The sequence below is a fragment of the Burkholderia sp. LFS061 genome, assembly GCF_047978125.1.
GTDB classification, from domain to species: Bacteria; Pseudomonadota; Gammaproteobacteria; order Burkholderiales; family Burkholderiaceae; genus Burkholderia; species Burkholderia pyrrocinia_C.
This window is the reverse complement of record NZ_JBFPFS010000023.1, coordinates 13,533-39,147: the sequence shown is the minus strand read 5'-3', so window position 1 is coordinate 39,147 and position 25,615 is coordinate 13,533. Positions and strand designations below refer to the sequence as shown.

Sequence of the window (25,615 nt, the reverse complement as noted above, 5' to 3'; positions counted from 1 at the left end):
TGTATTCCCCTGTACCCGTGTTGTCGGCGCTCAAAGCTGCACCGCGTTGCGCACCAGCTCGAAGACCCGGTTGTTCTCGATCACGCCGTGGAACGCATCCGCGCCGCGGCCGATCGCACCGAGGAACACATCCGTGCCGCCGTGCGTCTCGCTGCCCTTGTCCATCCGCACGGCCGCCTCCTGGCGATAATCGTCGGCACCCGTCACCGCGTCGGTGAGCGCGGTCCCCGCGCGGCTGCCCTGCACGCGGTTCTCGCCGTTGCCGAAGCCGATGATCGTGTACGGCGCGCCGTCCGCGTCCTTCGCGACCGCGCCGGTCTGATAGCTGCGCAGCACGCCCAGCACGCCTGGCTTGCCCAATTCGGTCTTGCCGGTGCGCGCCGCATAACCGTTCAGCACCAGCGTGTGATCGTGATCGGCCGTGACGACGATCAGCGTGTTCTTCAGGTCGGGATCGGTCTTGCGCACCTTGTCGAGCGCCGCCTTGATCGCGTTGTCGAACGCGACCGTGTCCTGCAGCGCGCGCTTCGCGTTGGTGTCGTGCAGCGCGTGATCGATCCGGCCGCCCTCGACCATCAGGAAATAGCCGTTCGGGTTGTTCTGCAGCACGTCGAGCGCGCGCGTCGCCATGTCGGCAAGGCTCGGTTCCTTGGTCGCGCCGCGATCGAGGTCGTAGCTCATGTGGCTCGACGAAAACAGGCCGACCAGCTTGCCGCTCTTCGTCGCATCGGCGGCCAGCAGGTCGTCGCGGTTCTGCGCGAACGCGTAGCCCTTGGCCTTCAGTTCGTTGACCAGGTTGCGTCCGTCGGTGCGCTTGCCGCCGCCGTCCTTCGGTACGAAGAATTGCGTGCCGCCGCCGAGCACGACGTCGACGCCGTCGCCGAGCGCGCCGTTGTAGCCCGCGCCGCCCGGCACGAGCTGGGCCGCGATGTCGTTCTCGGCATCGCGATGGCACACGTGCGCATAGGTCGCGGCGGGCGTCGCGTGCGTGACGCGCGTGGTCGTCACGACACCGGTGGCCATCCCTTTCGCCTTCGCGATCTCGAGCAGAGTCGACTCCGATTTGCCGTTGTTTGCGCCGCAGTTGCCGGTGAGGCCGGCGGTCGGCTCGATCGCCTTCGTGTCGGGCGACATCGAAATCACTTCGTTGTTGGTCTTGACGCCGGTCATGTACGCCGACATCGACGGCGCGCTGTCCGTCACCTGCGCATCGTTCGAATAGGTCTTCACGAACGCGGATTCGGGCAGCGTATCGATCGTGAGCGCGCCGTCTTCACCGACCGCATAGATGCGCGCGGCCGTCAGCGTCGTCATCCCCATGCCGTCGCCGAGGAAAAAGATCACGTTGCGCGCCGCCGCCTGCACGGGCGCGGGCGTCGAGCTGGTCGGGCCGTCGTCGCTGTTGCATCCGGCAAGCGCAAAGGCGCCGGCACACAGCAGCGCCGCCATTTTGATTCGATTCATGTTGCCGGTTCCCCCCGGTGTTGCGGCTTTCGAAATGAAAGGCAATGGTAGGAACCTGATGTGACGGCGAGATGAATGGAAATTGGAAGGATCGGTATGACTTATGAAAGCAACCGGCGCGGCGCCGTGTCCGGGCGCCTTGCGCGCGGCCGCGTCAACCGGCGTGTTCGGTGGCGGCGCCGCGCACGGTCACGATGCGCGCAGGTGGAATATTTGCCCAGACGATACGGCTGCCGCAGGCAACAAATGCCGAATCTCCCAGCGGATGACGGCCGGGCGAGCGCAAGTCGTACGTGAATTGAATCATCACGCCGTCGGCCGACAGCACGCGATGGCATTGCTCGACGATGGCCGTCACGTCCTCGCGCGGCAGCGTGCGCAACGGCAGGCACGACACGATCGCATCGACCCGCGCGGCGGGCGGCAGCAGCCGCTCGAGCTGCCGCGCATCGCCCCATACGATCGACACATCCGGAAAGCGTCGCCGCAGGTGCTGCACGAACGCCGGTGAACGCTCGACCACGACGAGGCGCCGTGGCGCGACGCCGCGTTCGAGCAACGCCGCGGTGATCGCACCGGTGCCGCCGCCGAGTTCGACGACCAGCCCGTCGCCGTCCGGCACCGCACCAGCCATCTCGCGCGCCAGATGCCGCGAACTCGGACACAACGCGCCCACCGCGGCCGGGCGGCCGACCCACTCGCGCACGAACAGTGCCGAGACACGCCACGCGTTCGGCCAGATCATTGGCCGGCCTCGATCTGTTTTGCCTTCAGCCTTGACGTGCCGATGACTTCGCGAGGCAGGGCAACGGCGACACGGGGCTTTTGCATGGGCATCCTCCTGGACGATCCGGTCCGCCGCAGGAAGAGCGACGATCAAATCGATTCTAGGAAACGAAAACTTAAGGCGACGTGAAGATTGTCCCTAATATCCCGCGCCGCCGCATCCGTGAGTGGGCCGCCGACAGGAGCGACGCAGCGTGACCGATCGGGAACGAACGGCACGCCGCACCGCGCGCGGCACCGCCTCACCTCAGGTTGGTTCTCGCCAGCTCGACGATCTCGTCGCCGCGCCCGCTCAGGATCGCGCGCAGCATGAACAGACTGAAGCCCTTCGCATGCGCGATCTCGATCTTCGGCGGCATCGCGAGCTCGTATTTCGACGTGACGACGTCGACCACCGCCGGCCCGTCGTGCGCGAACGCAGTGCGCAATGCCTGCTCGACGTTCTCCGAATGCTCGACGCGTACGCTGAAGATACCCGCGCCCTTCGCGATCGCCGCGAAATCGGTCGGGCTCAGGTCGACGTTGGTATCGAGATAGCCGGCCGCCTTCAGCTCCATCGACACGAAGCCGAGCAGGCTGTTGTTGTACACGACGATCTTGATCGGCAGGTTGAGCTGCCGCGCGCTCAGCAGATCGCCGAGCAGCATCGACAGCCCGCCGTCGCCCGACAGCGACACCACCTGCCGCCCCGGATGCGCACCCTGCGCGCCGAGCGCCTGCGGCATCGCGTTCGCCATCGACCCGTGGTTGAACGAGCCGTGCAGTTGCCGCTTGCCGTTCATCGTCAGGTAGCGCGCGGCCCACAGCGTCGGCGTGCCGACGTCGGCCGTGAAGATCGCATCGTCGGCCGCAACTTCGTCGACGATCTTCGTCAGGTATTGCGGATGGATCGCGCGGCCCGGCGGCTCGGCCACCGCGAGATCGTCGAGCCCCTTGCGCGCGGCCGCGTAATGCTTCAGCGCATTCTCGAGGAAGCGCCGCTGCGTCTTGCGCGTCAGGCGCGGCAGCAGCGCGGCGATGGTTTCCTTCACGGTGCCGACGAGGCCGAGCGCGAGCGGCGCGCGGTGGCCGAGCTGCGAGCCCTTCCAGTCGATCTGCGCGATCTTCGCGTTCGACGGATAGAACGGCCGGTACGGGAAATCCGTACCGAGCATCAGCAGCGTGTCGCACGATTCCATCGCGTGATAGCCGGAGCTGAAGCCGATCAGCCCGGTCATCCCGACGTCGAACGGGTTGTCCCACTCGACGAACTGCTTGCCGCGCAGCGCGTGCACGACCGGCGCGCCGAGCGTGTCGGCCAGCGCGACCACTTCGTCGTGCGCACCCTGCGTGCCGCTGCCGCACAGCAGCGTGACCGCGTCGGAGCCGTTCAGCAATGCCGCGAGCCGGTCGAGATCGGCATCGGCCGGCAGGATCGACGGCGGCGCCGATTCGCTCCACGCCGGCGCCTCTTCCGGGCCGTCGCCGAGCGCGATGTCGCCCGGCAGCACGATCACCGCGACGCCGCGTTCCTCGATCGCGGTGCGCATCGCGCGCGCGAGCACACGCGGGAACTGCGACGCGTTGGTCACGAGCTCCGCGAAGTGGCTGCACTCGCGGAACAGTTCCTGCGGATGGGTTTCCTGGAAGTAGCCGAGCCCGATTTCGGTCGACGGGATGTGCGCGGCGATCGCGAGCACCGGCTGGTGATTGCGGTGGCAGTCGTACAACCCGTTGATCAGGTGCAGGTTGCCGGGGCCGCAGCTGCCCGCACACACCGCGAGCCGCCCGGTCGACGCGGCATCCGCGCCGGCCGCGAACGCGGCGCTTTCCTCGTGCCGCGTGTGCATCCAGCGGATCGAGCCGATCTGGGCCAGGCTGAACGACAGGCCGTTCAGGCTGTCGCCCGTCACGCCCCAGATGCGCTCGACGCCTGCCGCCGCCAGCGTCTTCGCCAGGTATTCCGCCATCGTCTGTCTTGCCATCGCGCCCTCACTCGTTGATTGATCGAGACATGCATGAACCGGCCGTGCGCTCGCACGTTTCGCCGACCGGACGAGCATACGCGCCTGGCCCGCGCCGCGTCGCGACGGTGCAATCGGGCCGACTGCCGTATGAGGCGCACGCACGCGATTGGTTCGATCCGGCACCTCGCCGCACGGCCGGCGTCATCGTTTCGTCACCATCGCGCAGGCGAACGGACAGGCTGGCAGGTGCCGCGCTCAACCCCAGTCGGACGCCGACTCGTCCGGATCGACGAGCGTGAGCCCCGCCGCCGGCAGCGGCAGCGCGGTCTTGTAGCGCACCTGCTTCAGCGCGAAGCTCGACCGGATGTTCGACACGCCGGGAATCGTCGTCAGCCGCTCGATGATGAAACGCTCGAGCGTGCGCATGTCGGGCATCACGACGCGCAGCAGGTAGTCGGCGTCGCCCGACATCAAATAGCACTCCATCACCTCGGGCCGCTGCGAGATCGCTTCCTCGAAACGCTGCAGCGCGTCCTCGACCTGCTTCTCGAGGCTGACCTGGATGAACACGTTGATCCGCAGCCCGAGCGGCTCGGGATCGAGCAGCGTGACCTGCTGCCGGAACAGCCCGAGCTTCTCCAGCGCGCGCACGCGGTTGAAGCACGGCGTGGTCGACAGGTTCACCGCGCGCGCCAGTTCCGCGTTCGTGATCCGCGCGTTCTGCTGAAGCTGGTTCAGGATGCCGATGTCGATGCGGTCGAGCCGCTTGGGGGAGGTGCTCATGGTTTGAATATTCCTTCTCTCGCGATGATTCCGGAATATTTACACTATCCAGAGGCAAATTCCCAATGAAATCAGACGCATATTCTGTGAATCGACGCGTAGCATGAGTCCCATTGATGCGTGCCGCTGCCGGCGCGTGGGAGACTCATATGACGGATCTGTCGAACGGTATCGAACACGCGCAGCGCGCGGCCCACGCGCGCACCGATGCGGACCCGGAAGAAACCGCCGAATGGCTCGAGGCGCTCGACGCGGTGGCCGCGCACGTCGGCCGCGACCGCGCGCAATATCTGTTCGACCGGCTCGCCGAGCATGCGCGCGCAACCGGCCTCGCGTCGCCGCGCACGCCCGTCACGCGCTACCTGAACACGATTCCGCCCGCCGAGCAGCCGCCGTATCCGGGCGACCTCGACCTCGAGGACCGGCTGTCGGCCGCGCTGCGCTGGAACGCGCTCGCGATGGTCGTGCGCGCGAACCGCGCGTACGGCGAACTCGGCGGCCACATCGCGAGCTATGCGTCGGCGTCCGACCTGTTCGAGACCGGCTTCAACCACTTCTTCCGCGCGGCGTCGCCCGCGACCGGCGACGCACCCGGCACGGCCGGCGGCGATCTCGTGTACTTCCAGCCGCATTCGTCGCCGGGCGTCTATGCGCGCGCGTATCTCGAAGGCTTCCTCACCGAGGATCACCTGAAGCATTACCGCCGCGAAATCGCCGGCCCGGGCCTGTGCTCGTATCCGCATCCGTGGCTGATGCCCGATTTCTGGCAGTTCCCGACCGGCTCGATGGGGATCGGCCCGATCAATGCGATCTACCAGGCGCGCTTCATGCGCTACCTGCAGCATCGCGGCCTCGCGAACACCGCGGGCCGCACCGTGTGGGGCTTCTTCGGCGACGGCGAGATGGACGAACCCGAATCGCTCGGCGCGCTGTCGCTCGCCGCGCGCGAGGGGCTCGACAATCTCGTGTTCGTGATCAACTGCAACCTGCAGCGGCTCGACGGCCCGGTGCGCGGCAACGGCCGCGTGATCGACGAACTCGAAGCGCAGTTCGCGGGCGCCGGCTGGAACACGATCAAGGTGCTGTGGGGCTCCGACTGGGATCCGCTGTTCGCGCGCGATCACGCGGGTGCGCTCGCGCGCGCGTTCGCCGATACGGTCGACGGGCAGTTCCAGACCTTCTCCGCGAACGACGGCGCATACAACCGCGCGCGCTTTTTCAGCCAGGACCCCGCGCTCGACGCGCTCGCCGCACAGCTCACCGATGCGGAGATCGACCGCCTGCGGCGCGGCGGCCACGACGCGCGCAAGCTGCACGCCGCGTATGCGCGCGCGCTCGCGCACCGCGGCCAGCCGACCGTGATCCTCGCGAAGACGATGAAGGGTTATGGGATGGGCGCGGCCGGCCAGGGCCGGATGACGACCCATCAGCAGAAGAAGCTCGACGTCGACGATCTGAAGGCGTTCCGCGACCGTTTCCGGTTGCCGCTGTCAGACAGCGACGTCGAACGGTTGAAGTTTTACAAGCCAGCGGAAGACAGCCCGGAAATGCGTTACCTGCATGCCCGCCGGGCTGCCCTGGGAGGCTATCTGCCCAGAAGGCGGATAGCGGCATCGAAGGGGCTGACCGTCCCTTCGATGCCGGCCTGGGGAGCGTTCGCGCTGGATACGGCCGGCCGCGAGATGTCGACGACGATGGCGCTCGTGCGCATGCTCGCCGCGTTGATCAAGGATCGCGACATCGGCTCGCGCGTCGTGCCGATCGTGGCCGACGAAGCGCGCACGTTCGGCATGGCCAGCCTGTTCCGGCAGGTCGGCATCTACTCGCCGCTCGGCCAGCGCTACGAGCCCGAGGATCTCGGCTCGATGCTCTACTACCGCGAGGACACGCGCGGCCAGATCCTCGAGGAAGGCATTTCGGAAGCGGGCGCGATCTCGTCGTGGATCGCCGCCGCGACGTCGTACAGCGTGCACGACCTGCCGATGCTGCCGTTCTACATCTACTACTCGATGTTCGGCTTCCAGCGCATCGGCGACCTGATCTGGGCCGCCGCCGACCAGCGCTCGCGCGGCTTCCTGATCGGCGCGACGTCCGGGCGAACGACACTCGGCGGCGAGGGCCTGCAGCACCAGGACGGCAGCAGCCACCTCGCCGCGTCGACGATCCCGAACTGCCGCGCGTACGATCCGGCGTTCGCGTACGAAGTCGCGACGATCGTCGATGCGGGCATGCGCGAAATGGTCGAGCAGCAGCGCGACGTGTTCTATTACGTGACCGTCATGAACGAGAACTACGCGCAGCCGTCGATGCCCGACGACGATCCGGCCGCGCGGCGCGATGGCATCCTGAAGGGCATGCACCGGCTGCCGTCCGGTTCGAACGCGACGGCACGCATGCAATTGCTCGGCTCGGGCGCGATCCTCGGCGAAGTACTCGCCGCGCAGCGGATGCTGAAGGACGACTGGGGCATCGACGCGGCCGTATGGAGCGTCACGAGCTTCAGTGAACTGCAGCGTGACGGGATGGAAGCCGAGCGTCGCGCGCGGCTCGACGACGACACGCACTCGACGCCGTACGTCACCGCCGCGCTCGCCGCGACGCGCGGGCCCGTGATCGCTGCAACCGACTACGTGCGCGCGGTGCCCGAGCTGATCCGCGCGTACGTGCCGCGCCGCTACGTGACGCTCGGCACCGACGGTTTCGGCCGCAGCGACACGCGCGACGCGCTGCGCGCGTTCTTCGAGGTCGATCGCGCGAGCATCGTGCTCGCGGCGCTGAAGGCGCTGGCGGATGATGGAGAACTCGATGCGACTATCGTGCGCGACGCGCGAGAGCGTCTCGGCAAGTCGGCATATCCAGGCGTCGCGCCATGGCAGCGCTGACCGGACGACGCGACCGCGCAGCAGCCGACGATGATTCGTCGACCAAAACAATACGGCCGACTAGCCGAAGAGGCGTGGATCCAGCGCGAACGCTTCCTTGCCGATCACTTTCACACTCGAAGCAAAATCCGCATGCAGCGGGTTCAGCAGCAAGTTGAAGTCGGTCGGGCAGACGACTGACGGTACGCGCATCGCCAACTGATCGCCCGCTTCAAGCCAGACGCGCCCGATCCGGGCAGTCGACTCCGGATCCTGCGACAGTACCGCCCAATCGTCCGGCAGGTCCGGCTGGTACGCATTGTCATGGACGGTGTCGGGCACTTCCAGCGTCACTAAAAAAAATCCGCCAGCGGGAAGCAAGCCGGACATATGGACGAGTGACTCGAGCAACGACGTCGACGCATGGCAGCAGGTGTACAGCACGCGCATGCCGCGAGGATTCCAGCGGCCACCGGCGATCGCCGCGCCGTTCCCGCTCAGGTCGTCGGCCAGGTAGTGCCCCTTTCGTTCTTTCGCGAGACGATACAACCTCACGCGCCGACCCCGAACTGGGCACGGTTCAGAATGTCGCGCACCCGGTCGTAGCCGGGCTGTACGTCGAGCACTTCGAGCGGCTTCAAACCGTCGAGCTCTGCGTTCGCCCGGCTCATCCACGCCCCTGCGCGCTCGCTGTCCTCAAACAGATCGGTGGCGAGATCCAGTACGTAGAGCACGCGCGCAACGCGATCGGACTCGCCTTGCGACAACCGGTCGTGCTTGGCAATTTTCCGCAGAATGGTCGAGCTGGGCAGGCTCAGCGCGCTCAAGAGGGACTGAACCGGCACGCCGAGCAACTCGCGCGCGACGCGCTCGATGATGACCGCGTCGAAACCCTCCGCGATCGCGCGCCGCTGCGACATCGGCGCCATCCGGCCAAAGGTGTCGAAATCGCCCTTGCCGGCGCCCAAGGCGTTCGAGCTACCCGCCGGCGTCGCGACACGAGATGCGGCAGCCCGCTTGGCAGGCTGACGGGCCGCAGGTGTGGTTGCTGTCATTGCGATTCCCAAATGGGCTAATTTGAATTCTCATTGTATACACCCAAACGGGAATTTTCAATTAGCCAAACGGCATAGCCTAGGCCGATGGGAATCGACGACGCTCCGCGCTACACCGGCAGCGCATGCGTCGACAGGATCTCCTTGAGCACCATGAACGAGCGCACCTGCCGCACGCCGGGCAGGTAGATCAGTTGTTCCGCATGCAGCCGGTTGAAACTCTCGTTGTCGCGTGTGCGCACCAGCATGAAATAGTCGAACTCGCCCGTTACGACGTGACATTCGACACACCCAGAAACCTTCTGCGCGGCCTTCTCGAACGCGGCGAACGCTTCCGGCGTCGAGCGGTCGAGCACGAAGCCGATCACGACCAGCATGCCGGCCCCGAGCGGCTTCGGGTCGAGCAGCGCGACGATCCCGCGAATCATCCCCATTTCCTTGAGCCGTTCGACGCGCCGCAGGCACGCCGGCGCGCTCAGCTTCACCTTCGCGGCGAGGCTCACGTTCGAGATCGACGCGTCCTGCTGAAGCTGCCTGAGGATCGCGCGATCGATGCGATCGAGCGCGGGCACGGCATCGGCCGGCGTCGCCGGTCTTCCAGTTAATTTCATTGCGTCTTCCTCGATCTTTTCGAACTCGAATTGCTTGATCAGCACTCGATTCGTTATCAACGTAGGCCGACGATATTTATTTCGCAAGCTCATTTCGCGCGTGCTTGCCTATCATTTTTCCATCGGGACACGGCGTGCCGGCCCCTCCCGAACGCACCGATGCCCGCGCCAACCCCACCTTTCCGGAGACAAAAGTCGATGAACCTGCAACGCTTCCCCCGTTATCCGCTGACGTTCGGCCCCACACCCATCCAGCCACTCAAGCGCCTGAGCGCGCACCTCGGCGGCAAGGTCGAGCTGTATGCGAAGCGCGAGGACTGCAACAGCGGCCTCGCGTTCGGCGGCAACAAGACGCGCAAGCTCGAATACCTGATCCCCGACGCGCTCGCGCAGGGCGCGGACACGCTCGTGTCGATCGGCGGCGTCCAGTCGAACCAGACGCGTCAGGTCGCGGCCGTTGCAGCGCATCTCGGGATGAAATGCGTGCTCGTGCAGGAGCACTGGGTCAACTACGACGATCCCGTCTACGACCGCGTCGGCAATATCCAGCTATCGCGGATGATGGGCGCCGACGTGCGGCTCGTTGCCGACGGCTTCGACATCGGCATCCGCCGTAGCTGGGAAGAAGCGATGGAGAGCGTGCGACAGGCAGGCGGCAAGCCGTATCCGGTTCCGGCCGGCTGTTCCGAGCATCCGCTCGGCGGGCTCGGGTTCGTCGGCTTCGCGGAAGAAGTACGTGCGCAGGAAGCGGAACTCGGATTCAGGTTCGACTACATCGTCGTGTGCTCGGTGACGGGCAGCACGCAGGCCGGGATGGTCGTCGGCTTCGCGGCCGACGGGCGCGCGGATCGCGTGATCGGGATCGACGCGTCGGCGACGCCGGAGAAAACGCATGCGCAGATCACGCGCATCGCGCGGCATACGGCTGAAATCGTCGAGCTCGGGCGTCGCATCGACGAGCAGGACGTCGTGCTCGACACGCGCTACGCGGGCCCCGAATACGGGCTGCCGAACGACGGCACGCTCGAGGCGATCCGGCTATGCGCGCGGCTCGAAGGCGTGCTGACCGATCCCGTCTATGAAGGCAAGTCGATGCACGGGATGATCGACAAGGTGCGGCGCGGGGAATTCGAGCCGGGCTCGAAGGTGCTGTATGCGCACCTGGGCGGCGTGCCGGCGTTGAGCGCGTATGCGGAGATTTTCCGACAGGGGTGATGCGGGCCGGGCGGAGGCGCGGCGTGCGCAGTTAGCGCCAGTTTCGAGCCTCCGCCGAACGGGTGCCAGACGGCGCGGTTCGTCGATGCCTCGCGCGTCATCTGCTCGTTAAAAGCACGTGTCGTCGGACGAACCGCTCTGCGGACCCGCGTGACAGACCGTTGCAACGAGCATGTGGGCGGCAAAAACACATCTAATGCGCATCGACCTCTCCCTTGCGCCGAAACAACCGCGACACATACGCGCCTGTCAGCATCACGAGGAACCGGCTGTTGGTCGACAGATAGCGCTTCCACATCCGCCCCGGTTCCTGGATGACGCGGAATGCCCACTCCAGGCCACTGCGCTGCATCCACAGCGGCGCACGCTTCACCTTGCCCGCCACCACGTCGAACGTCCCGCCTACGCCCATTACGAAATCGACGCCCAATTGGGATTTCCAGCGATTGATGAAGTTTTCCTTGCGCGGCGACGTAATCGCAACGAACAGGAGCTTCGCGCCCGACGCACGAATCTGGTCGACGACGGTACGCTCGTCATCCCAGAAGTAGCCATGGTGAATACCGGCAATCCGCAACATCGGGTACTTTGCCGAGACTGCGCAGGCCGCCTTTTGCACAACGACCTCGGAGCCGCCCAGCATGAAAACCGGCAGGCCGTCCTGCTGGGCCATGTCGAGCAAGCGCTCGAACAGGTCGACGCCGGCGACGCGCTCCGAAACGTCATGGCCAAGCAGGCGGGCGCCCCACACGACACCCATCCCGTCGATGTTGACGATATCGCAGGCATGCACCGAGGCGGCCAGCTCCGGATCGGCCTGCATATTGACCAGCTTGGCGACGTTGACGACCACGTGCTGCGTGAATTGCGAGCGCGCAATGCGATCGCGGATCAGCTCGACGGTTTGGGTCATGGTACCGACGTCCATCGGACAGCCGAACAGTTCAATGCGATTCATGCGAATTCTCTCCGAGACAGGGAATGGGACGACAGAGCGTCGGGCTGGAAGTGGTTCGCAAGAAGGCCGATCGAATAGAACGCCCACGCTTGCGTCCATCGCAGGTAGTCAACGCGATTGACTGAACGGGCAGTGCGCTGATAGGCGAAGCGGCGTTCGGCAGGCAGGTAGAGCGTCTGCATCGCGCGATCGAATACACGCTGCGCCAGCGGGCGGTCGGACTCCACCGGCGACACCGTCAGCAGCGTGATCAGCGCTTGCGCGAACGAATGCATGTCGAGAGGCCAGATCCGGTCGGCGTAGTATTTCGCAGTGCCGTCGGGCGTGAAGAACGTGTTCCGGTAGTACTTGAGGCCCCGATCGATCGCGTCGTCGAAGTACCGCGTGCCCGCGGCCTGTCGCAGGCAGTGCAGCGCCTCGAGGTTGTAGCCAGTGTGGAAGCCGTCGACGAACGCGTGATGACTACGCAGGCCGTAAGCCCATGCGCCGTCGTCGCGCTGCATCGACACGCTGAGCATCGCAGCACACAGCGCGCGTTCGCACATCGCGGAATCGCCGGTTCGGCGAGCCGTCTCTGCAACGAATGCGGTCACCCACAGGTTCGCGTTGTGGACGAACGCTGATTCGCCCGGGATGTATGCGTAGTATCCGGAACCGTCGTGTTCCGTATAAAGCGAATCCAGGAAGTATCCGGCATCGACAGCCGTGTCGATGAAACGGGAATCTCCGGTCGCGTCGCCAAGCGCGTACAGCGCCCGCGCGGCGTAGCACGTCGTGATTGCGTTCGGTGTGCCGACCGGTACAAAGAAAGCGCGCGCCGCCCAGTCGAAGTGATAACCCCATGCACTATGGCGCCACAGCCGCCGATCAACGCGTTGCTCCAGCAGCCAGTTGCCTAGCACGCGCGCTTCCGCAACGCTCGTTCCGTCGCCGATCCGACGTTCACGTTCAAGCAAACCGAGAATGATCAGCGCGATACCCTTCGGATTCCGCTTGCGTGGGACGCCGGCCAGACCGCGCAGATTGATCGGGCTGCGCTTGTGAAATTGAAGCCATGCGATGCGCGCGAGCGGCAAGCACGACAGGCCGGAATAACGAAACAGGCGGCTGTTCAGGCCATCGAACGGATCGTGGCCGGCGTAGTCGTGGCGCTGGCAATGCGCGAGCAGGCCGTCGGCGACGGCGGCGGGATCGGGAAATTCAGTCATCAATCGTTTCTCTTGACATCCACGGAGACAGCGCCGAAATACACGGCGAGTGCATCGACGTCAGTGGGATAGGTTTGCCAACTCGGCTTGTAGATGCCGAACTTGAGATAGCTGTGCCGATCGCCGACATACGCGTTCGGTATGCCATTCGCATCGAAAACGGCGAGCTTGTCCTTCCACACCTGCGTAATAGCCTGGCGACCCGATGAATCGGGCGCATAGCGGATCGTCCAGTCAACCCATCTTCCCCGGTCATTCGCGGCGCAGCAGAGATGCCTTTGCGTGTCTTGCGTCGTATCGTGGCCGCCGCGGACGGATATGATGTATTCCGATCCAAACAGTTTCAGCATGACCGGGGGCGAGCCGCTATGCTCACCCTGGTGAATTTGAGTGAGGATTGCGAATTGCTTGCTATCGAATCTGAGATCGCTCGGAAGATAGGTGCGCCACCGGATCAGATATTCATGTCCGGGAGCAAGCTGGATGTCGCGCGGCAAGAGAAATTCTGCCCTCGGCAACCGATTGATCAGATGGGAAAAATCCTGACTCTTTCGAAGTTCGACTCGAATCGCGCGACGGTCAGAGGCAACCGGATCGTCAACCAGCGTGATATTCGTCGGCGTGGTTTGCTGGAACGTCAGGCCGTTCAGACCGTTATGCCACGAGTTCGAATAAACAGATTGGTAATCGGCAGACTCCACGCGAACTGCCGTCGTCGTTGCACAAGCCACGACCAGTATTGATCCGAGCCCTACCACAATTAGCACAATGCCGGACGTGACGGGCTTGCCGAATTTCATACGGCGACTCCGTTCGTGATGTCGCGATAGCAATGAACATACCGCTCCGAAATCGCCTCGGCGACGTAGTTCTGTTTTGCCCGCGACAGTGCGGCGGCTTTCATGCGTGTCGCGAGAGCCGGATTTTCGAGTAGTTGACGAACACGGCCGGCAAGTGCCTCGGCGTCATTGGGTGGGACGAGATACCCGGTCACACCTTCGCTCACCAGATCTTCCAGCCCGCCAACCCGTGTGGCAACGACAGGCACGCCGCAGAACATGGCTTCCAGTGCTGCGATACCGAATGCCTCGAACTGGCTAGGCAGACAGAACACGAATGCGTTTCGATAGAACGAGAGCTTGTCGTCGCGCTCGAGCCATCCCTCGAAATGGACTCGATCGATCACGTCATGAGCGTTTGCAACGCCACGCCATCGCTCCGTATCACCTTCGCCGGCCAGCCTCAGCGCGATATCGAATCCCTGCCTCGTGAGCAGGCCGAGAGCCTCGATCAGCACGTCGACGCCTTTCTGGGTCGACAAGCGACCGGCAAATGCGATATAGGGTTGAACGCAGGCCTGCGGGCGATCATGTGAACCGCCGTGCATTGCATCATGTTCCGCATCCGTCGCGAAATTGGCAACGACGCTTGTATCGTCAGCGTTTCTCCGAAACTGATTCAACAGCCGTGCCGACGCAGAAGACGCGCCGATTACCGCATCAGCGCCTCCAATGAACTGACGTATTGCCGCACGCGTCACGCCGTCGGCACGCGCGACAAAGCGGTCGAAATTGCCCGAATGCAAATGGAACACCACCCGTCGTCGCATCGCTTTCGCGATCATATAGAGGGCGAACTTTCGGTAGAAGGAACCACGCTCCGAAACGTGGAAATGCACAACGTCGGCCCCCCTTGCGGCAAAGATGAATTTCGGCATGTCCGACGAAAAGAATCGCAGTGATGAACCGGTGTTCTGGAAGCCATGTGTTTCGAAGATCGTCGTTCCGATGTCGGCACGCTCGAAGCTGGCCCGCCGGGCGGCCAGTTCCCCGAGTACCGAAGCAATACCGCCGCGTTGACCATATCCGGGACCGACGTGCAATACGTTGATCCGGTTCGCGTTGGGAATCCCTGCATCATTCGCCTCATATCTCATTCGATTCCCCCCTCGATGACCTGGTATGCGCGGATAGCACATACATCATCAGCAACGCTGAAAACACATAGGATGGCGATAGAAATGCCATCGAGAACAGATTGTCGAAACAAAACGCAAGAACGACATACATCCAGATCATGTTTTTCCTCCTGGATTGCCCATAGAAAAGCATGAATGCGAGCCAGAGAATCGCGCCAAACAAGCCCATTTCGACAAACAAATGCGGGTAGAACGTATCGGTGGTCTTCAACACACCGTCGAGCCCATACCAGTTGAAGTGATAGGTCTGATATAGCGGCGAGTTGTACTTCACCGACGCGGGGCCGCCGAAACTCCCGAGGCCCTCGCCGAGCAAATTGCCGTTCAGCAGAGACTCGAACATCACCCGATAGGATTCCGCTCGCGCCGAGTTACCGGAGAGGATGTAGAACGACAGTTTCGCCATCGCGACCCGAACGAACGAATCGAATAATCCGATCAGCAGAAACAGAGTTCCGGCCAGCATCGCGAGAAGCGACACCGCCCAGACTCGAATATCCCGCCAGCCAAGAAATACCGGGTAAAGAATGACCGCGACGTACATCTTGAAAGAAAATCCGAGCAGCGAGAACAGCAGGAATACCCACGACCATTTCAGCCTGGACGAATTTTGAAAATGGAAGCGGCACAGCAAAAAAGCACAAAAGTTGATGAAGCTGAACTCCGAAAAGAATCCCATCCACCCCTGCGCACGCAGGAACAATCCCGAGTCGATCCGCACCGGCATGAACAGCGGCAGCCCAACCGCATACGACACGTAGAAATACAGCTGGAACAGGTCGTTGCTCACGACCACGCCGATGAACGTCTTGACCAGCACGTCGAGCCGGTCGCGGTACGGGAAGATCGCCACCGTGATCGCGACCGGAAAGAGGAAGCGGACGAGTTCCTCGATCCCGGCATGGACGTTGAACGACAGCAGCATCCCGATGCAGAGCGACACGGCGATGGGCAGCGCGAGAACGGCCAGCCGGTGAAATCGCGGACGCAACAGGATCGCCGCGAACACGAGGCCGAACGCGCCGATCTTTACGACCTGCGAACGATCGTCGTCGAGCGTGAGCAGCGTGTCGCTGACGCAGAAGACGAAGTAAGCGAGCGCCAGCAGGCCGGCGCCCAGGTCGGCCACGCGCGATCGACGATACGGCACGATCGTCGGGAATCGGGCGGCCGCGTTCATGGACGCGCTCCCGACGCCGCCGGCATCGCTTTCATATCGGCGACGCCCAACGCGCTGATCGATTCCGTATAGGCCGCGCATACCCGCCGTGCATGCATCACGACGATCGCGTTCCGGATCAGCGTCACGACCACCGCGGATGCCAGCATGCAGAAGAACCCGATTTCGCCGCCGATGGCGACGCAGCCACCGAGCAAAACGACGAACAGTGCCGAGGTACCGATGTTGATCCGCGCGGTGGCCGCGCTCTGCTCGAACGCCATCATCACGTTGCTGCCGACGACGCCAAGGACGCCGGCCGCACACTGGATCGCCAGCAGCACGCCGCCCGCGAGCACCATGTACACGCCGTTGCCATCGAGCCCGTAGCGCCAGGTCAGCCCCGCCACCATCGCAAGGTTCGCGACAAGTACGACCAGGTTCGACAGGTCAATATTGCGCCGCATCGCCCCCAGCGTCGCATCGAGCGACGCCTTGTCCTTCTTCCGCTTCACGAGGTCCGGCAATTGCGCGATCGAAATGGCGCGCGGCAGCAGGTTGCCGATCGCGGTCACCGAGGAAAACAACGACAGCATCCCCGCGAACGACGCACCGCACATCGCGTTCGCCGCCGGCACGGTCACCAGCGCGATGCCGCCGGACAGGAAATTGGTCAGCCCGAACTGCAGCCCCTTCACGTCGATGCGCAGCGAGAACGCGCGACGATCGGGCATGCCGATCGCGGCGAACATCGCGACGGCCACCACGACCAGCGCAACGGCGAGGCACAGCGACGCGGAATAGCCGTGGCGCGTGCCGATCCACAGCATCGCGCACGAGCCCGCGATCAGCAGGCAGTCGAACGCGATCGTGATCCGGTAGCGGCGGTACGACACGAAGAAATGCCGCGCGAGCTGATACACGGTCCAGCCCCACATCAGCGCGACCACGCCGCCGAGATCGAACGCGACGAAGCCGGACGCGGACACCAGCACGCATGCGATCGTGGCGGCCACGGCGGTCCATCCCGCCATCGACACCAGCGAGTAGAACGCGCCGCGCGCCGCCTGCTTCCCGTCGCTCGCCGGTACGCGTACCAGAATCAGCGTCGCCCAGCCGATGGCCGTGAAGAAACCGATCATCTGTGCGATCGACAGGTTGGACGCCGCAGCCCCAAGCTCGTCCAGCGAATAGATCCGCTGGACGAGCCAGAACGTCAGCACGCGATAGAGGCCGGGCGCGCCGGTACAGACAAGCGCCTCGACACGGCCCAGCAGATTTTTGGCGTCGGCATTCCGCAGCATGATTTTTGTGCGCCCGTCCGTTACCCGCGCGCCAGCACGCCGCGCGTGTCGATCACGACCTTGGTCTGCAGCCGCACTGGGTCCATGCGACGGAACGGGGCGTGATCGACGAGGATCACGATCACGTCGGCTTCGGCCAGCGCTATGTTCAGATCGCACAGCCGGGTCGTTGCTTCCAACGCTGCCGGCAACGCGGCGATGTTGGGTTCGACGACCAGCAGCGTCGCGCCGGCGTTCGCCGCCAGCGCTTCGACGATCTCCATCGCCGGGCTCTCGCGCAGATCGTCGATATCCGCCTTGAACGCAAGCCCGAGACACGCGATCACCGGCTCGCGGAACCGGCTCGCCGCCTGCCGCACACGCTCGTAGACGAAATGCGGCTTGTCGTCGTTCACGTTGCGCGCGGTGCGGATCAAACGCGCGTGCTCCGGCGCGGAATCGACGATGAACCACGGATCGACCGCGATGCAATGACCGCCCACGCCCGGCCCAGGCTGCAGCACGCTGACGCGCGGATGGCGGTTCGCCAGCCGGATCAGTTCCCATACGTTGATGTCCAGCTGGTCGCAAATCACCGACAGTTCGTTCGCGAACGCGATGTTCACGTCGCGAAACGCGTTCTCGGTCAGCTTGCACATTTCGGCAGTGCGCGCATCGGTCAGGATGCACTCGCCGCGCACGAACACCTCGTACAGCTCCTGCGCACGCGTGCCGCATTTGCGCGTCATGCCGCCGATCACGCGGTCGTTCTCCACGAGTTCGCGCACGACATGGCCCGGCAGCACGCGCTCGGGGCAATGCGCGATACGGATGTCCGAGCGCTCGCCGGCCTGTTGCGGAAAGCTCAGGTCCGGGCGGTGCGCCGCGAGCCACGCCGCAATTTTTTCGGTCGCGCCGACCGGCGAAGTCGACTCCAGCACCACCAGGTCGCCCTTCTTCAGCACCGGCGCGATCGACCGGCATGCGGCCTCGATATAGGTCAGGTCCGGCTTGTTGCCATCGGCAAACGGTGTCGGCACCGCGATCAGGAACGCATCGGCCGGCTCGGGCGTTGCCGTCGCGCGCAGGTAGCCTTGCGTCACGGCGGCATGCACGAGCATGTCCAGTTCGGGTTCGACGATATGGATCTCGCCGCGATTGATCGTGTCGACCGCATGCTGCGACACGTCGACGCCGACCACGCTTTTACGGCGCGCGGCAAAGGCCGCCGCGGTGGGCAGGCCGATATAGCCCAGCCCGATGACGGAAATGGTTTCGAATGACATGAATGAGGTTCTCCAGACGTCGGGGGATTCAGCAGGGCGAGCCGGCCAGGTATGCCGGCCCCTGCGTCAGGATCGGCGGCGAGACCAGCAGATCCGCAATCCGCTCGCTTGCACGGCCGTCGCCGTACGGGTTGTGCGCGCGGCTCATCGCGCGATAGGCAGCGCCGTCGTCCCACAGCTCGACCACCGCGCCGACCAGCCGCTCGACTTCGGTGCCGACCAGCCTCACCGTGCCGGCCGCGACGGCTTCCGGCCGCTCGGTGGTGTCGCGCATCACGAGCACCGGCTTGCCGAGCGACGGCGCCTCTTCCTGGATCCCGCCGGAGTCGGTCAGGATCAGCCACGCACGGCTCATCAGGTACACGAACGGCAAGTACTCCTGCGGCTCGATCAGCACGACGTTGCCGATGTCGCCGAGCAGCCGCGTGACGGGTTCGCGCACGTTCGGATTCAGGTGCATCGGGTAGACGATGCGGCACTCCGGATAGCGCTTCGCGATGATCGCGATCGCTTCGCAGATCTGCTCGAACCCGTGGCCGAAGTTCTCGCGGCGATGGCCGGTGACGAGGATCATGCGCCGCTCGTCGTCGACGAACGGAAACCGCTCGCGCATCTGCCGCACCAGCGCCCGGTCGTGCTTGAGGCGCTCGGTGATCGTCAGCAATGCATCGATCACGGTGTTGCCGGTCACGTGCACGCGAGCGGCTTCGACGCCTTCGGCCAGCAGGTTCGCCCGTGAGGTTTCGGTGGGCGCGAAGTGATGCAGCGCGAGCGCGCCCGTCACCTTCCGGTTCGCCTCTTCCGGCCACGGTGAATACAGGTTGCCGGTGCGCAACCCGGCTTCCACGTGACCGACCGGAATGCGTCGGTAGTACGCCGCAAGCGTCGCGCCGAGCGTCGTGGTCGTATCGCCGTGCACCAGCACGAGATCGGGCCGGAACGATTCCAGCACCGGGTCGAGCGCATTGAGGATGTGCCCGGTCAGGCTGCCGAGCGTCTGCCCGGCGCGCATCAGGTCGAGATCGAAATCCGGCACGATGCCGAACAGGTCGAGCACCTGGTCGAGCATCTCGCGATGCTGGGCCGTCACGCAGACGCCGCAGCGCACGCCTTCGCGGGCCCGCAGCGCGTGGACGAGCGGCGCCATCTTGATGGCTTCCGGACGGGTGCCGAACGTGACGAGGATGTTTTCGTGGTGATGGGTCATTGGAATCTCCGTCGGCGAATCACGTGCGATCCGCCGCGGTTTGCGAATCGGCGTTGTCATACCCGTACGCGCCGTAGTTGCCGTACCGGGCGGAGCGCAGCCCCGGCCGGAAGCCGTTGAACACGACCGCGGTCGCGCGTGCGCCGGCGCGTTCGATCCGCTTCGCCGCTTCGAGCAGTTCGCCCGAGGTCGTCACGCCGGCACGTGCCGCGAGCAGGATCGTGTCCGCCTGCGCGGCCAGGACGACGGCGTCAGTCACCGGCAACAACGGCGGCGCGTCGAGCAGCACGACGTCGTAATCGCGTGCGACGTGCATCAGCAACGCCGACAGACGATCGGAAGACAGCAGTTCGACGGGCCGATCGGCATACGGGCCGGCCGGCAACAGGTCGACGTTCGGCGCGACGTCGCGCACGATGGCGTCGGCGGCGGTCGCGCCGCCGCGAAGGACGGTCGACAGGCCGATCTCCGGCCGCATGCCGAAGCGCTTGGCCAGCTCGCCGCGACGCAGGTCGCCGTCGATCAGCAGCACACGCTTGTTCGACTGTCCGAGCAGCGCGGCCACGTTGGCCGACACGAACGATTTCCCGACACCCGCGGACGGTCCCGTGATCAGCACACGGTTGCCGTCGGGCTGGTCCATCAACTGGAATCGCAGCGCCGTGCACAGGCTTCGCAGCGCCTCGACCGCGGGTTCGTTCGGTCGCGCCAGCGCCAGGACCGTCGCCCCGCCTGCCGCAGCGTCACGCTGCGCGATCCGGTGTTGCGCAACGCTGTGCGGAATCGTCGCCATCACGTTCAGGTTCGTGTCGCGCTCGATCTCCGCGGGATCGGTCACGCCGCCGAACAGCACCGCGCGGCCGATGACGGCGCACGTGCCGAGCACGAGCCCCATCAGGGCGCCCATCACCGTGACCAGCGCCGGCCTTGGCCGCACGGGCTTGTCAGGCACGATCGCGCGATCGATCACGCGCACGTTGCCGATCTTGCTCGCGGTCGCCAGGCGAAGCTGCTGGACGCTGTTCAGCAAGCCGACATAGATCTCCGTTTGCACGGTCACATCGCGGCGCAGGCGTACGACGTTCTGCTGCGCATCGGGCAAGCGCCGGATCGTGTCGTTGATCGTCCCGACCTGCGCGTTGGCGGCGGCGATCTGCCGGTCGACCGCCGCGAGCTCCGGGTGAGCCGGCGTCAGCGTCGACGCCAACGCCCGCCGCTTCTGTTCGAGCTCGAACAGCGACATCTGCGCGGCGGTCGATTGCGTCAGCATCGCCTTCGCCTGCTCGGTCAGGTCCACGATTTCATGGCGGGCCTGGTATTCATTGAGGCGATCTTCGGCCGCACGCAACTGACGCTCAACGGTCGGGACCTGGTCGCTCAGGAACGCCAGCGACTTCTCGGCGGTGGCAGCCTTGCGGCTTGCGTTCTGCCGCACGTAGTTGTCGGCGATCGCGTTCAGCACGGCAGCCGCGCGCACCGGATCATGGCTTTCGTACGACACGCCGATCACGCCGGACTGATCCTTGCCGCGGTTCGCTATCGTCAGTTTCTTCTGCAGTTCGGCGAGCACGACCTGCCTCGAATCCGCCTTCACGACGAACTGCGCGCCCACTTCGGCTTCGATGCCGGCCACCTGCAGCGTCACGTCTCCGGCGGCCGTCTTCACGTGCAGCGGTTCGCCGATCGCGCCTTCCACATCGCGATCGAGATCGCTGCCGGACAGGCGATAGCGCCCGTCGCCCAGCGACGTGACGATGAACGCATGTTGCTGGAAGTCGCGCGGCACATCGAATGCCGGAACATCGATGCGCTCGTTGCCCCAGACGAACCCGCCGATCCCGAACAAGCCGGGCGTCGACAGCCTGCGATTGAAGCGCGCGACGGCGGAGCCGATCACGGGCACGCGGCGCGGATGCGCTTCGATGTGCAGGCGCTGACCGTCGACGACCGGTTCGGTCACGAGCCGCGAGCGCAGGATTTCCATCTCGCCGTCGTCGGTCGACTTCACGTCGAACAGCGCGCCGAGGCCGCCGACGAGCCCGCCCTCCGCCATGCTGCGCAGGTCCGAGCCGCCGCTTTCCACCTGCACGGCAATGTCTGCCTTGTAGACCGGCTTCACGACGAAGGCATAGCCGGCTCCAAGCGCGGCACACGCAGCCGTGACCGCGACGATGCGGCCTGCGTGCCGGATCAGCACGTCGAGGATGCCGCGCACGTCGAGTTCGTCGGCGTCGTGTAAATGAGGTTGACGTGGGTTCGATGCGTTCATTTGAGGCTCACTGCAAGTGTTCCGGCGCATCCGCGCCGGTATCCGGATGCGGCTGCGGGTTCGATTCGAAGGTGGCGATCCGCGCGGCCCAATCGGCCACGCCGTGCTCGATCAGCTTCATCGCGTAGTCGTAGACGTAGCGGCTTCGGCGGTACGGATCCGGAACGTCGGTCTGGTAGCGCTCGGCGAGGCGATACACACGGCCGCGCGTCATCGGGCAAGTCCGCTCGATCAGGTGGCGATGCGCGACCTCCATCACCAGGATCAGGTCGGCCCACCGGCAGGCCAGGTCATCGAAGCGTCGAGCCCGATGCGCCGACACGTCGAAGCCGCGCTCGATCAACAGTGCATTCATCACCGGGTCGACCGGCGTCCCGCCGATCGCCGCGACGCCGGCCGACTCCACCGTGCGACCGGGCAGCGCACGCGACAACAGCGCCTGCGCGGCCGGACTGCGGCATACATTGCCGGTACACACCACCAGGATCCGTTTCATCATTTCGTGACGATCGCGGCCGTCAGGCCCGCGTTGATGGCCGGAAGCAGTTGCGCGAGCACGCGGCCGAAGCGCGCAAGCTTCGTGCTGTCGACGTACACGACATCGCGCGGCTGCAGCTCGAACTCATTGGCGAGCACCATCGACACCGGCGAGCTGCCATCCAGATGAAACACCTGCGCCTGCCGGTCCGCGCCGGCGCGAATCACGTAGGTTTGCTTCGGATCGGCCGTACCCTGGTTCACGCTGCCGGCCTGCGACAGCGCGTCGGCCAGCGTGAGCCGGCCGTTACGCAGCGGCAGCGCCGTCGTCGGCTTGTTGACTTCGCCCATCACGTACACGCCGAACTGGTCGCGCGCGCCGACCTGCAGCAGGTCGCCGTTGCGCAGCACGATGCGCGACGGATCGACGCGCTCGCGAATCAGGCCCGGCAGGTCGACCGGATAGGCGGCACCGTCGCGCACGAGCGTCATGCGGCTCTGATCGGCGTCGGCCGTGAAGCCGCCCGCGCGCGTGACGGCTTCGAGCAACGTCATCGGCGTGTCGTTGAGCGGGTGCGCGCCCGGCGCACGAACTTCGCCGTCGATGTAGACACGATTCGCGCGATACGACGCGACGCGCACCGTCAACTGCGGCGCGACGAACCATTTCGACAGCCGTGCGCGAAGCGCGGACTGAATCTCGCTCGTGCTCATGCCGGCGACATGCAGTTCGCCCACGTACGGAAAAGTCAGGTTGCCGGCCTGATCGACGACGAAGCCCGCCGGCGGATCGGCAGGGCGCACCTGTTGCGTGCCCGGGTTGCCCTGCGCCGCGGCCAGTTCGGGGTGATCCCACACGGTGATCTGCAGCACGTCGCCCGCGTCGATCGCGTATGGCGCCGGCACCGCAAAGAGCGCCGCGCGCGTGCGTTCATCCTGTGTGCGCGCCTCGCGCCGCTGGGCCGCGATCAACTCGCCGTCGATCGGCCCGATCGGTACCGACGCCGCCGCTTCACGCGAAGCGGGTACGTTTCGCGGCTGGCCGGGCGATGCCGCGACGATGCGATGCATCGACACCGCCAAGCCGCCTTCGTATGCCTGCGTCGCGATCCCGCCATCCCGCGCCGCATCGTGCGCGAGGTTCATATGCATGCCCGGCTCGATCGTGCAAGCGGACAGCAGCACGACGGGCAAGACCGTCATTGCCGATCGCAAGCGTTGCGCCCGTGACCCGGGCCGTTTTCCTGTTTCCATTTCCGTTGTCCAGAGCGTGTGCATCGACGCGTCATTCAATAGGCATTGCGATGCGTGAATCCATACAGGACGGTCGCGGCCACGATCCGCATGTCCATCGCAAACGACCAGTTGTTCAAGTAATAAAGATCGTGTTCGACCCGCTTCTGCATCTTCTCGACGCGATCCGTCTCGCCGCGATGCCCGTTGACCTGGGCCCAGCCGGTGATGCCCGGCTTGATCCGGTAGCGCTGGATATAGCCGTCGACGAGATGCCGGTAGAAGCGGTCGTGCTCCACCGCATGCGGGCGCGGCCCGACCACCGACATGTCGCCCTTCAGCACGTTGAAGAACTGCGGCAGTTCGTCGAGGCTCGTGCGCCGCAGCAGCGCACCGACACGCGTGACGCGCGGGTCGCCTTGCGTCGCCTGCCGGACTTCGCCCGGCTCGCGCGTGTCGGGCACGCGCATCGTCCGGAACTTGTAGATCGTGAAGATGCGCCCGTAAGCACCCCTGCGTTGCTGCCGGAACAGCACCGGCCCCGGCGACGACAACTTCACCGCCAGCGCAACGACGGCCATCAGCGGTGCGATTCCGATCAACGCCAGGCTCGCGAACACGCGGTCGAACATCGCCTTGCCCGCCAGCGCCCGCGCGGACAGCGGCGACGAGACGAGATCGAGCGCATGACCACGAATCGCCCCGTTCGGATGAAGCGGCGTCATGCCGGTGAGGTCAGGCATGAAGCGGATGTCGACCAGATCCTCGGCGAACGCGTGGACGATCTCGCCGACGCGATCGGCCTCCGACAGCGGCAGCACGATCCAGATCTCCCCGACGTGTGCGCGACGCACGTACTCGACGAATTCGTCCAGATCACGATGCACGGCCGGTTCTTCCGGCCCGATCGGCGACGAACCGGACATGTCGAAGATCGCGGCTATCTGGAACGACCGCGCGGTTTCCCGCGCATCGCGCCCAACGAGCGCGCGGCAACGTTCGCGATGCCCGACGAGCGCAACCGGTTTGCGCCGGGCACGCCGCGCCGCCGCGAAAACGCCGAGACACCACCGCGCGGCCTGCGACACGACAAGCGCGACCGCCGACAGCGCGAACCAGCCGGCTAGCCAGTCGAGCGCGACCGGGAATTGCCGGTCGTGCGCCATGACGGAAATCGCGCCGACGCACAACGCAACGGCCAGACAGGCCGGCGCGAGCCACACGCAACGCCACGACAGGCGACGCTCGGGATTGCCGTACAGACCGACCAACGGAAACAGGACCAGCGCGCACACGATCGAAACGGCGATCAGCACGGCATCCGATCCGGCAGACGACGAGCCGCCCAGCCAGCTTCTCGCTGCCCATGCGGTGACGACAAGCAATACGGCATCCAGCAACCAGGACCGTGAAGCTGTTCCGCGAACGGCGGGGGTGTATCTAGTTTGGTTGAACGAAGGCATAACCCTGGGCGATCATCTATCGCGATCGATTGGCGACGGAACGGCGGCGCATCTACACGCAATGCACGCCACGCCGACACGGATCGACTCCCGGACCGACGATCGATTTCATGTGTTGTTTAGCAATGCGAATCTGAATCGATTGAAATGGACCTTTAATCAAACGTCACGGATCGTTAAATTTCGAACCTGGCTGACGTGGCCTAACAACTCCAACGAGACCGACGCCCTCCGCTTACCGCGGGCCCATCGCTTATCGAGACGGTGTGAGACTTGATACTGCCATTACGATCTGTCGTTTTAAATCGGTCATGTCCTAAACTAATTGGCATAGGTATGTTTCTTGTACTATTTGCCAATGACGCCCCTGCCT

General features: G+C 65.0%; 21 protein-coding genes. 2 read left to right on the top strand and 19 right to left on the bottom strand.

Annotated elements, in window-relative coordinates:
- Positions 1-30: 30 nt before the first annotated feature.
- The 4 genes from ACNQQL_RS20545 to ACNQQL_RS20530 form a co-directional block, all read right to left on the bottom strand.
- Complete coding sequence (locus ACNQQL_RS20545) at positions 31-1,464, bottom strand: alkaline phosphatase (protein WP_347065286.1); 1,434 nt, start codon at positions 1,462-1,464, stop codon at positions 31-33.
- Positions 1,465-1,618: 154 nt separating this feature from the next.
- Positions 1,619-2,209, bottom strand: a complete 591-nt coding sequence (locus tag ACNQQL_RS20540; RefSeq protein WP_347065285.1) for a class I SAM-dependent methyltransferase — start codon at positions 2,207-2,209, stop codon at positions 1,619-1,621.
- Positions 2,210-2,492: 283 nt separating this feature from the next.
- A complete protein-coding gene (gene poxB, locus ACNQQL_RS20535; RefSeq protein WP_347065284.1) occupies positions 2,493-4,214 on the bottom strand; it encodes a ubiquinone-dependent pyruvate dehydrogenase in 1,722 nt (573 codons plus the stop codon).
- A 237-nt stretch (positions 4,215-4,451) separates the two neighbouring features.
- Positions 4,452-4,979, bottom strand: a complete 528-nt coding sequence (locus ACNQQL_RS20530; protein ID WP_072438246.1) for an Lrp/AsnC family transcriptional regulator — start codon at positions 4,977-4,979, stop codon at positions 4,452-4,454.
- Between the two features lie 149 nt (positions 4,980-5,128).
- Between ACNQQL_RS20530 and mdeB the strand changes: the two genes are divergently transcribed.
- A complete protein-coding gene (mdeB, locus tag ACNQQL_RS20525) occupies positions 5,129-7,861 on the top strand; it encodes an alpha-ketoglutarate dehydrogenase (RefSeq protein WP_347065283.1) in 2,733 nt (910 codons plus the stop codon).
- Positions 7,862-7,921: 60 nt separating this feature from the next.
- On the opposite strand, the gene ACNQQL_RS20520 is transcribed toward mdeB, so the two are convergent.
- The 3 genes from ACNQQL_RS20520 to ACNQQL_RS20510 all read right to left on the bottom strand — a co-directional run bounded on the left by ACNQQL_RS20520 (position 7,922) and on the right by ACNQQL_RS20510 (position 9,506).
- Positions 7,922-8,395, bottom strand: a complete 474-nt coding sequence (locus ACNQQL_RS20520; RefSeq protein WP_072438242.1) for an RES family NAD+ phosphorylase — start codon at positions 8,393-8,395, stop codon at positions 7,922-7,924.
- Positions 8,392-8,895, bottom strand: coding sequence for an antitoxin Xre/MbcA/ParS toxin-binding domain-containing protein (locus ACNQQL_RS20515; RefSeq protein ID WP_347065282.1), 504 nt, complete (start codon positions 8,893-8,895; stop codon positions 8,392-8,394). The genes ACNQQL_RS20520 and ACNQQL_RS20515 overlap by 4 nt, the downstream gene beginning before the upstream one ends.
- A gap of 110 nt (positions 8,896-9,005) precedes the next feature.
- Positions 9,006-9,506 carry an Lrp/AsnC family transcriptional regulator gene (locus ACNQQL_RS20510; protein ID WP_006749403.1) on the bottom strand — a complete coding sequence of 167 codons (501 nt, stop codon included), beginning with the start codon at positions 9,504-9,506 and terminating at the stop codon, positions 9,006-9,008.
- A 198-nt stretch (positions 9,507-9,704) separates the two neighbouring features.
- Between ACNQQL_RS20510 and ACNQQL_RS20505 the strand changes: the two genes are divergently transcribed.
- The gene (locus tag ACNQQL_RS20505) at positions 9,705-10,721 is read left to right on the top strand and encodes a 1-aminocyclopropane-1-carboxylate deaminase (protein ID WP_347065281.1); all 1,017 of its coding nucleotides are present in this window, start codon (positions 9,705-9,707) and stop codon (positions 10,719-10,721) included.
- Between the two features lie 193 nt (positions 10,722-10,914).
- Here the strand turns inward: ACNQQL_RS20505 and ACNQQL_RS20500 are convergent, their stop codons facing one another.
- From ACNQQL_RS20500 to ACNQQL_RS20445, 12 genes are all read right to left on the bottom strand, one after another.
- The gene (locus tag ACNQQL_RS20500; protein ID WP_347065280.1) at positions 10,915-11,679 is read right to left on the bottom strand and encodes a WecB/TagA/CpsF family glycosyltransferase; all 765 of its coding nucleotides are present in this window, start codon (positions 11,677-11,679) and stop codon (positions 10,915-10,917) included.
- A complete protein-coding gene (locus ACNQQL_RS20495) occupies positions 11,676-12,755 on the bottom strand; it encodes an aspartate-semialdehyde dehydrogenase (protein WP_347065279.1) in 1,080 nt (359 codons plus the stop codon). The genes ACNQQL_RS20500 and ACNQQL_RS20495 overlap by 4 nt, the downstream gene beginning before the upstream one ends.
- A gap of 131 nt (positions 12,756-12,886) precedes the next feature.
- The gene (locus tag ACNQQL_RS20490) at positions 12,887-13,687 is read right to left on the bottom strand and encodes a polysaccharide lyase (RefSeq protein WP_347065278.1); all 801 of its coding nucleotides are present in this window, start codon (positions 13,685-13,687) and stop codon (positions 12,887-12,889) included.
- Positions 13,684-14,823 (bottom strand): glycosyltransferase family 4 protein, encoded by a 1,140-nt coding sequence (locus tag ACNQQL_RS20485; protein WP_204422271.1) that lies wholly within the window; start codon positions 14,821-14,823, stop codon positions 13,684-13,686. Before ACNQQL_RS20485 ends, ACNQQL_RS20490 begins: the two co-directional genes overlap by 4 nt.
- On the bottom strand, positions 14,813-16,045 hold the full coding sequence (locus ACNQQL_RS20480) for a hypothetical protein (protein ID WP_347065277.1): 1,233 nt from the start codon (positions 16,043-16,045) through the stop codon (positions 14,813-14,815). The genes ACNQQL_RS20485 and ACNQQL_RS20480 overlap by 11 nt, the downstream gene beginning before the upstream one ends.
- Complete coding sequence (locus ACNQQL_RS20475; RefSeq protein WP_347065276.1) at positions 16,042-17,328, bottom strand: hypothetical protein; 1,287 nt, start codon at positions 17,326-17,328, stop codon at positions 16,042-16,044. Before ACNQQL_RS20475 ends, ACNQQL_RS20480 begins: the two co-directional genes overlap by 4 nt.
- Positions 17,329-17,348: 20 nt before the next feature.
- The gene (gene wecC / locus ACNQQL_RS20470) at positions 17,349-18,593 is read right to left on the bottom strand and encodes a UDP-N-acetyl-D-mannosamine dehydrogenase (protein ID WP_347065275.1); all 1,245 of its coding nucleotides are present in this window, start codon (positions 18,591-18,593) and stop codon (positions 17,349-17,351) included.
- A 28-nt stretch (positions 18,594-18,621) separates the two neighbouring features.
- Entirely contained in the window at positions 18,622-19,800 is a 1,179-nt protein-coding gene (gene wecB, locus ACNQQL_RS20465; RefSeq protein ID WP_347065274.1) for a non-hydrolyzing UDP-N-acetylglucosamine 2-epimerase, read from the bottom strand.
- Positions 19,801-19,819: 19 nt separating this feature from the next.
- Entirely contained in the window at positions 19,820-22,069 is a 2,250-nt protein-coding gene (locus ACNQQL_RS20460; RefSeq protein WP_347065273.1) for a polysaccharide biosynthesis tyrosine autokinase, read from the bottom strand.
- Between the two features lie 7 nt (positions 22,070-22,076).
- A complete protein-coding gene (locus ACNQQL_RS20455) occupies positions 22,077-22,568 on the bottom strand; it encodes a low molecular weight protein-tyrosine-phosphatase (protein ID WP_347065272.1) in 492 nt (163 codons plus the stop codon).
- On the bottom strand, positions 22,565-23,749 hold the full coding sequence (locus tag ACNQQL_RS20450; protein WP_347065271.1) for a polysaccharide biosynthesis/export family protein: 1,185 nt from the start codon (positions 23,747-23,749) through the stop codon (positions 22,565-22,567). Before ACNQQL_RS20450 ends, ACNQQL_RS20455 begins: the two co-directional genes overlap by 4 nt.
- Positions 23,750-23,835: 86 nt before the next feature.
- Entirely contained in the window at positions 23,836-25,242 is a 1,407-nt protein-coding gene (locus ACNQQL_RS20445; protein WP_347065270.1) for an undecaprenyl-phosphate glucose phosphotransferase, read from the bottom strand.
- Between the last annotated feature and the right edge of the window lie 373 nt (positions 25,243-25,615).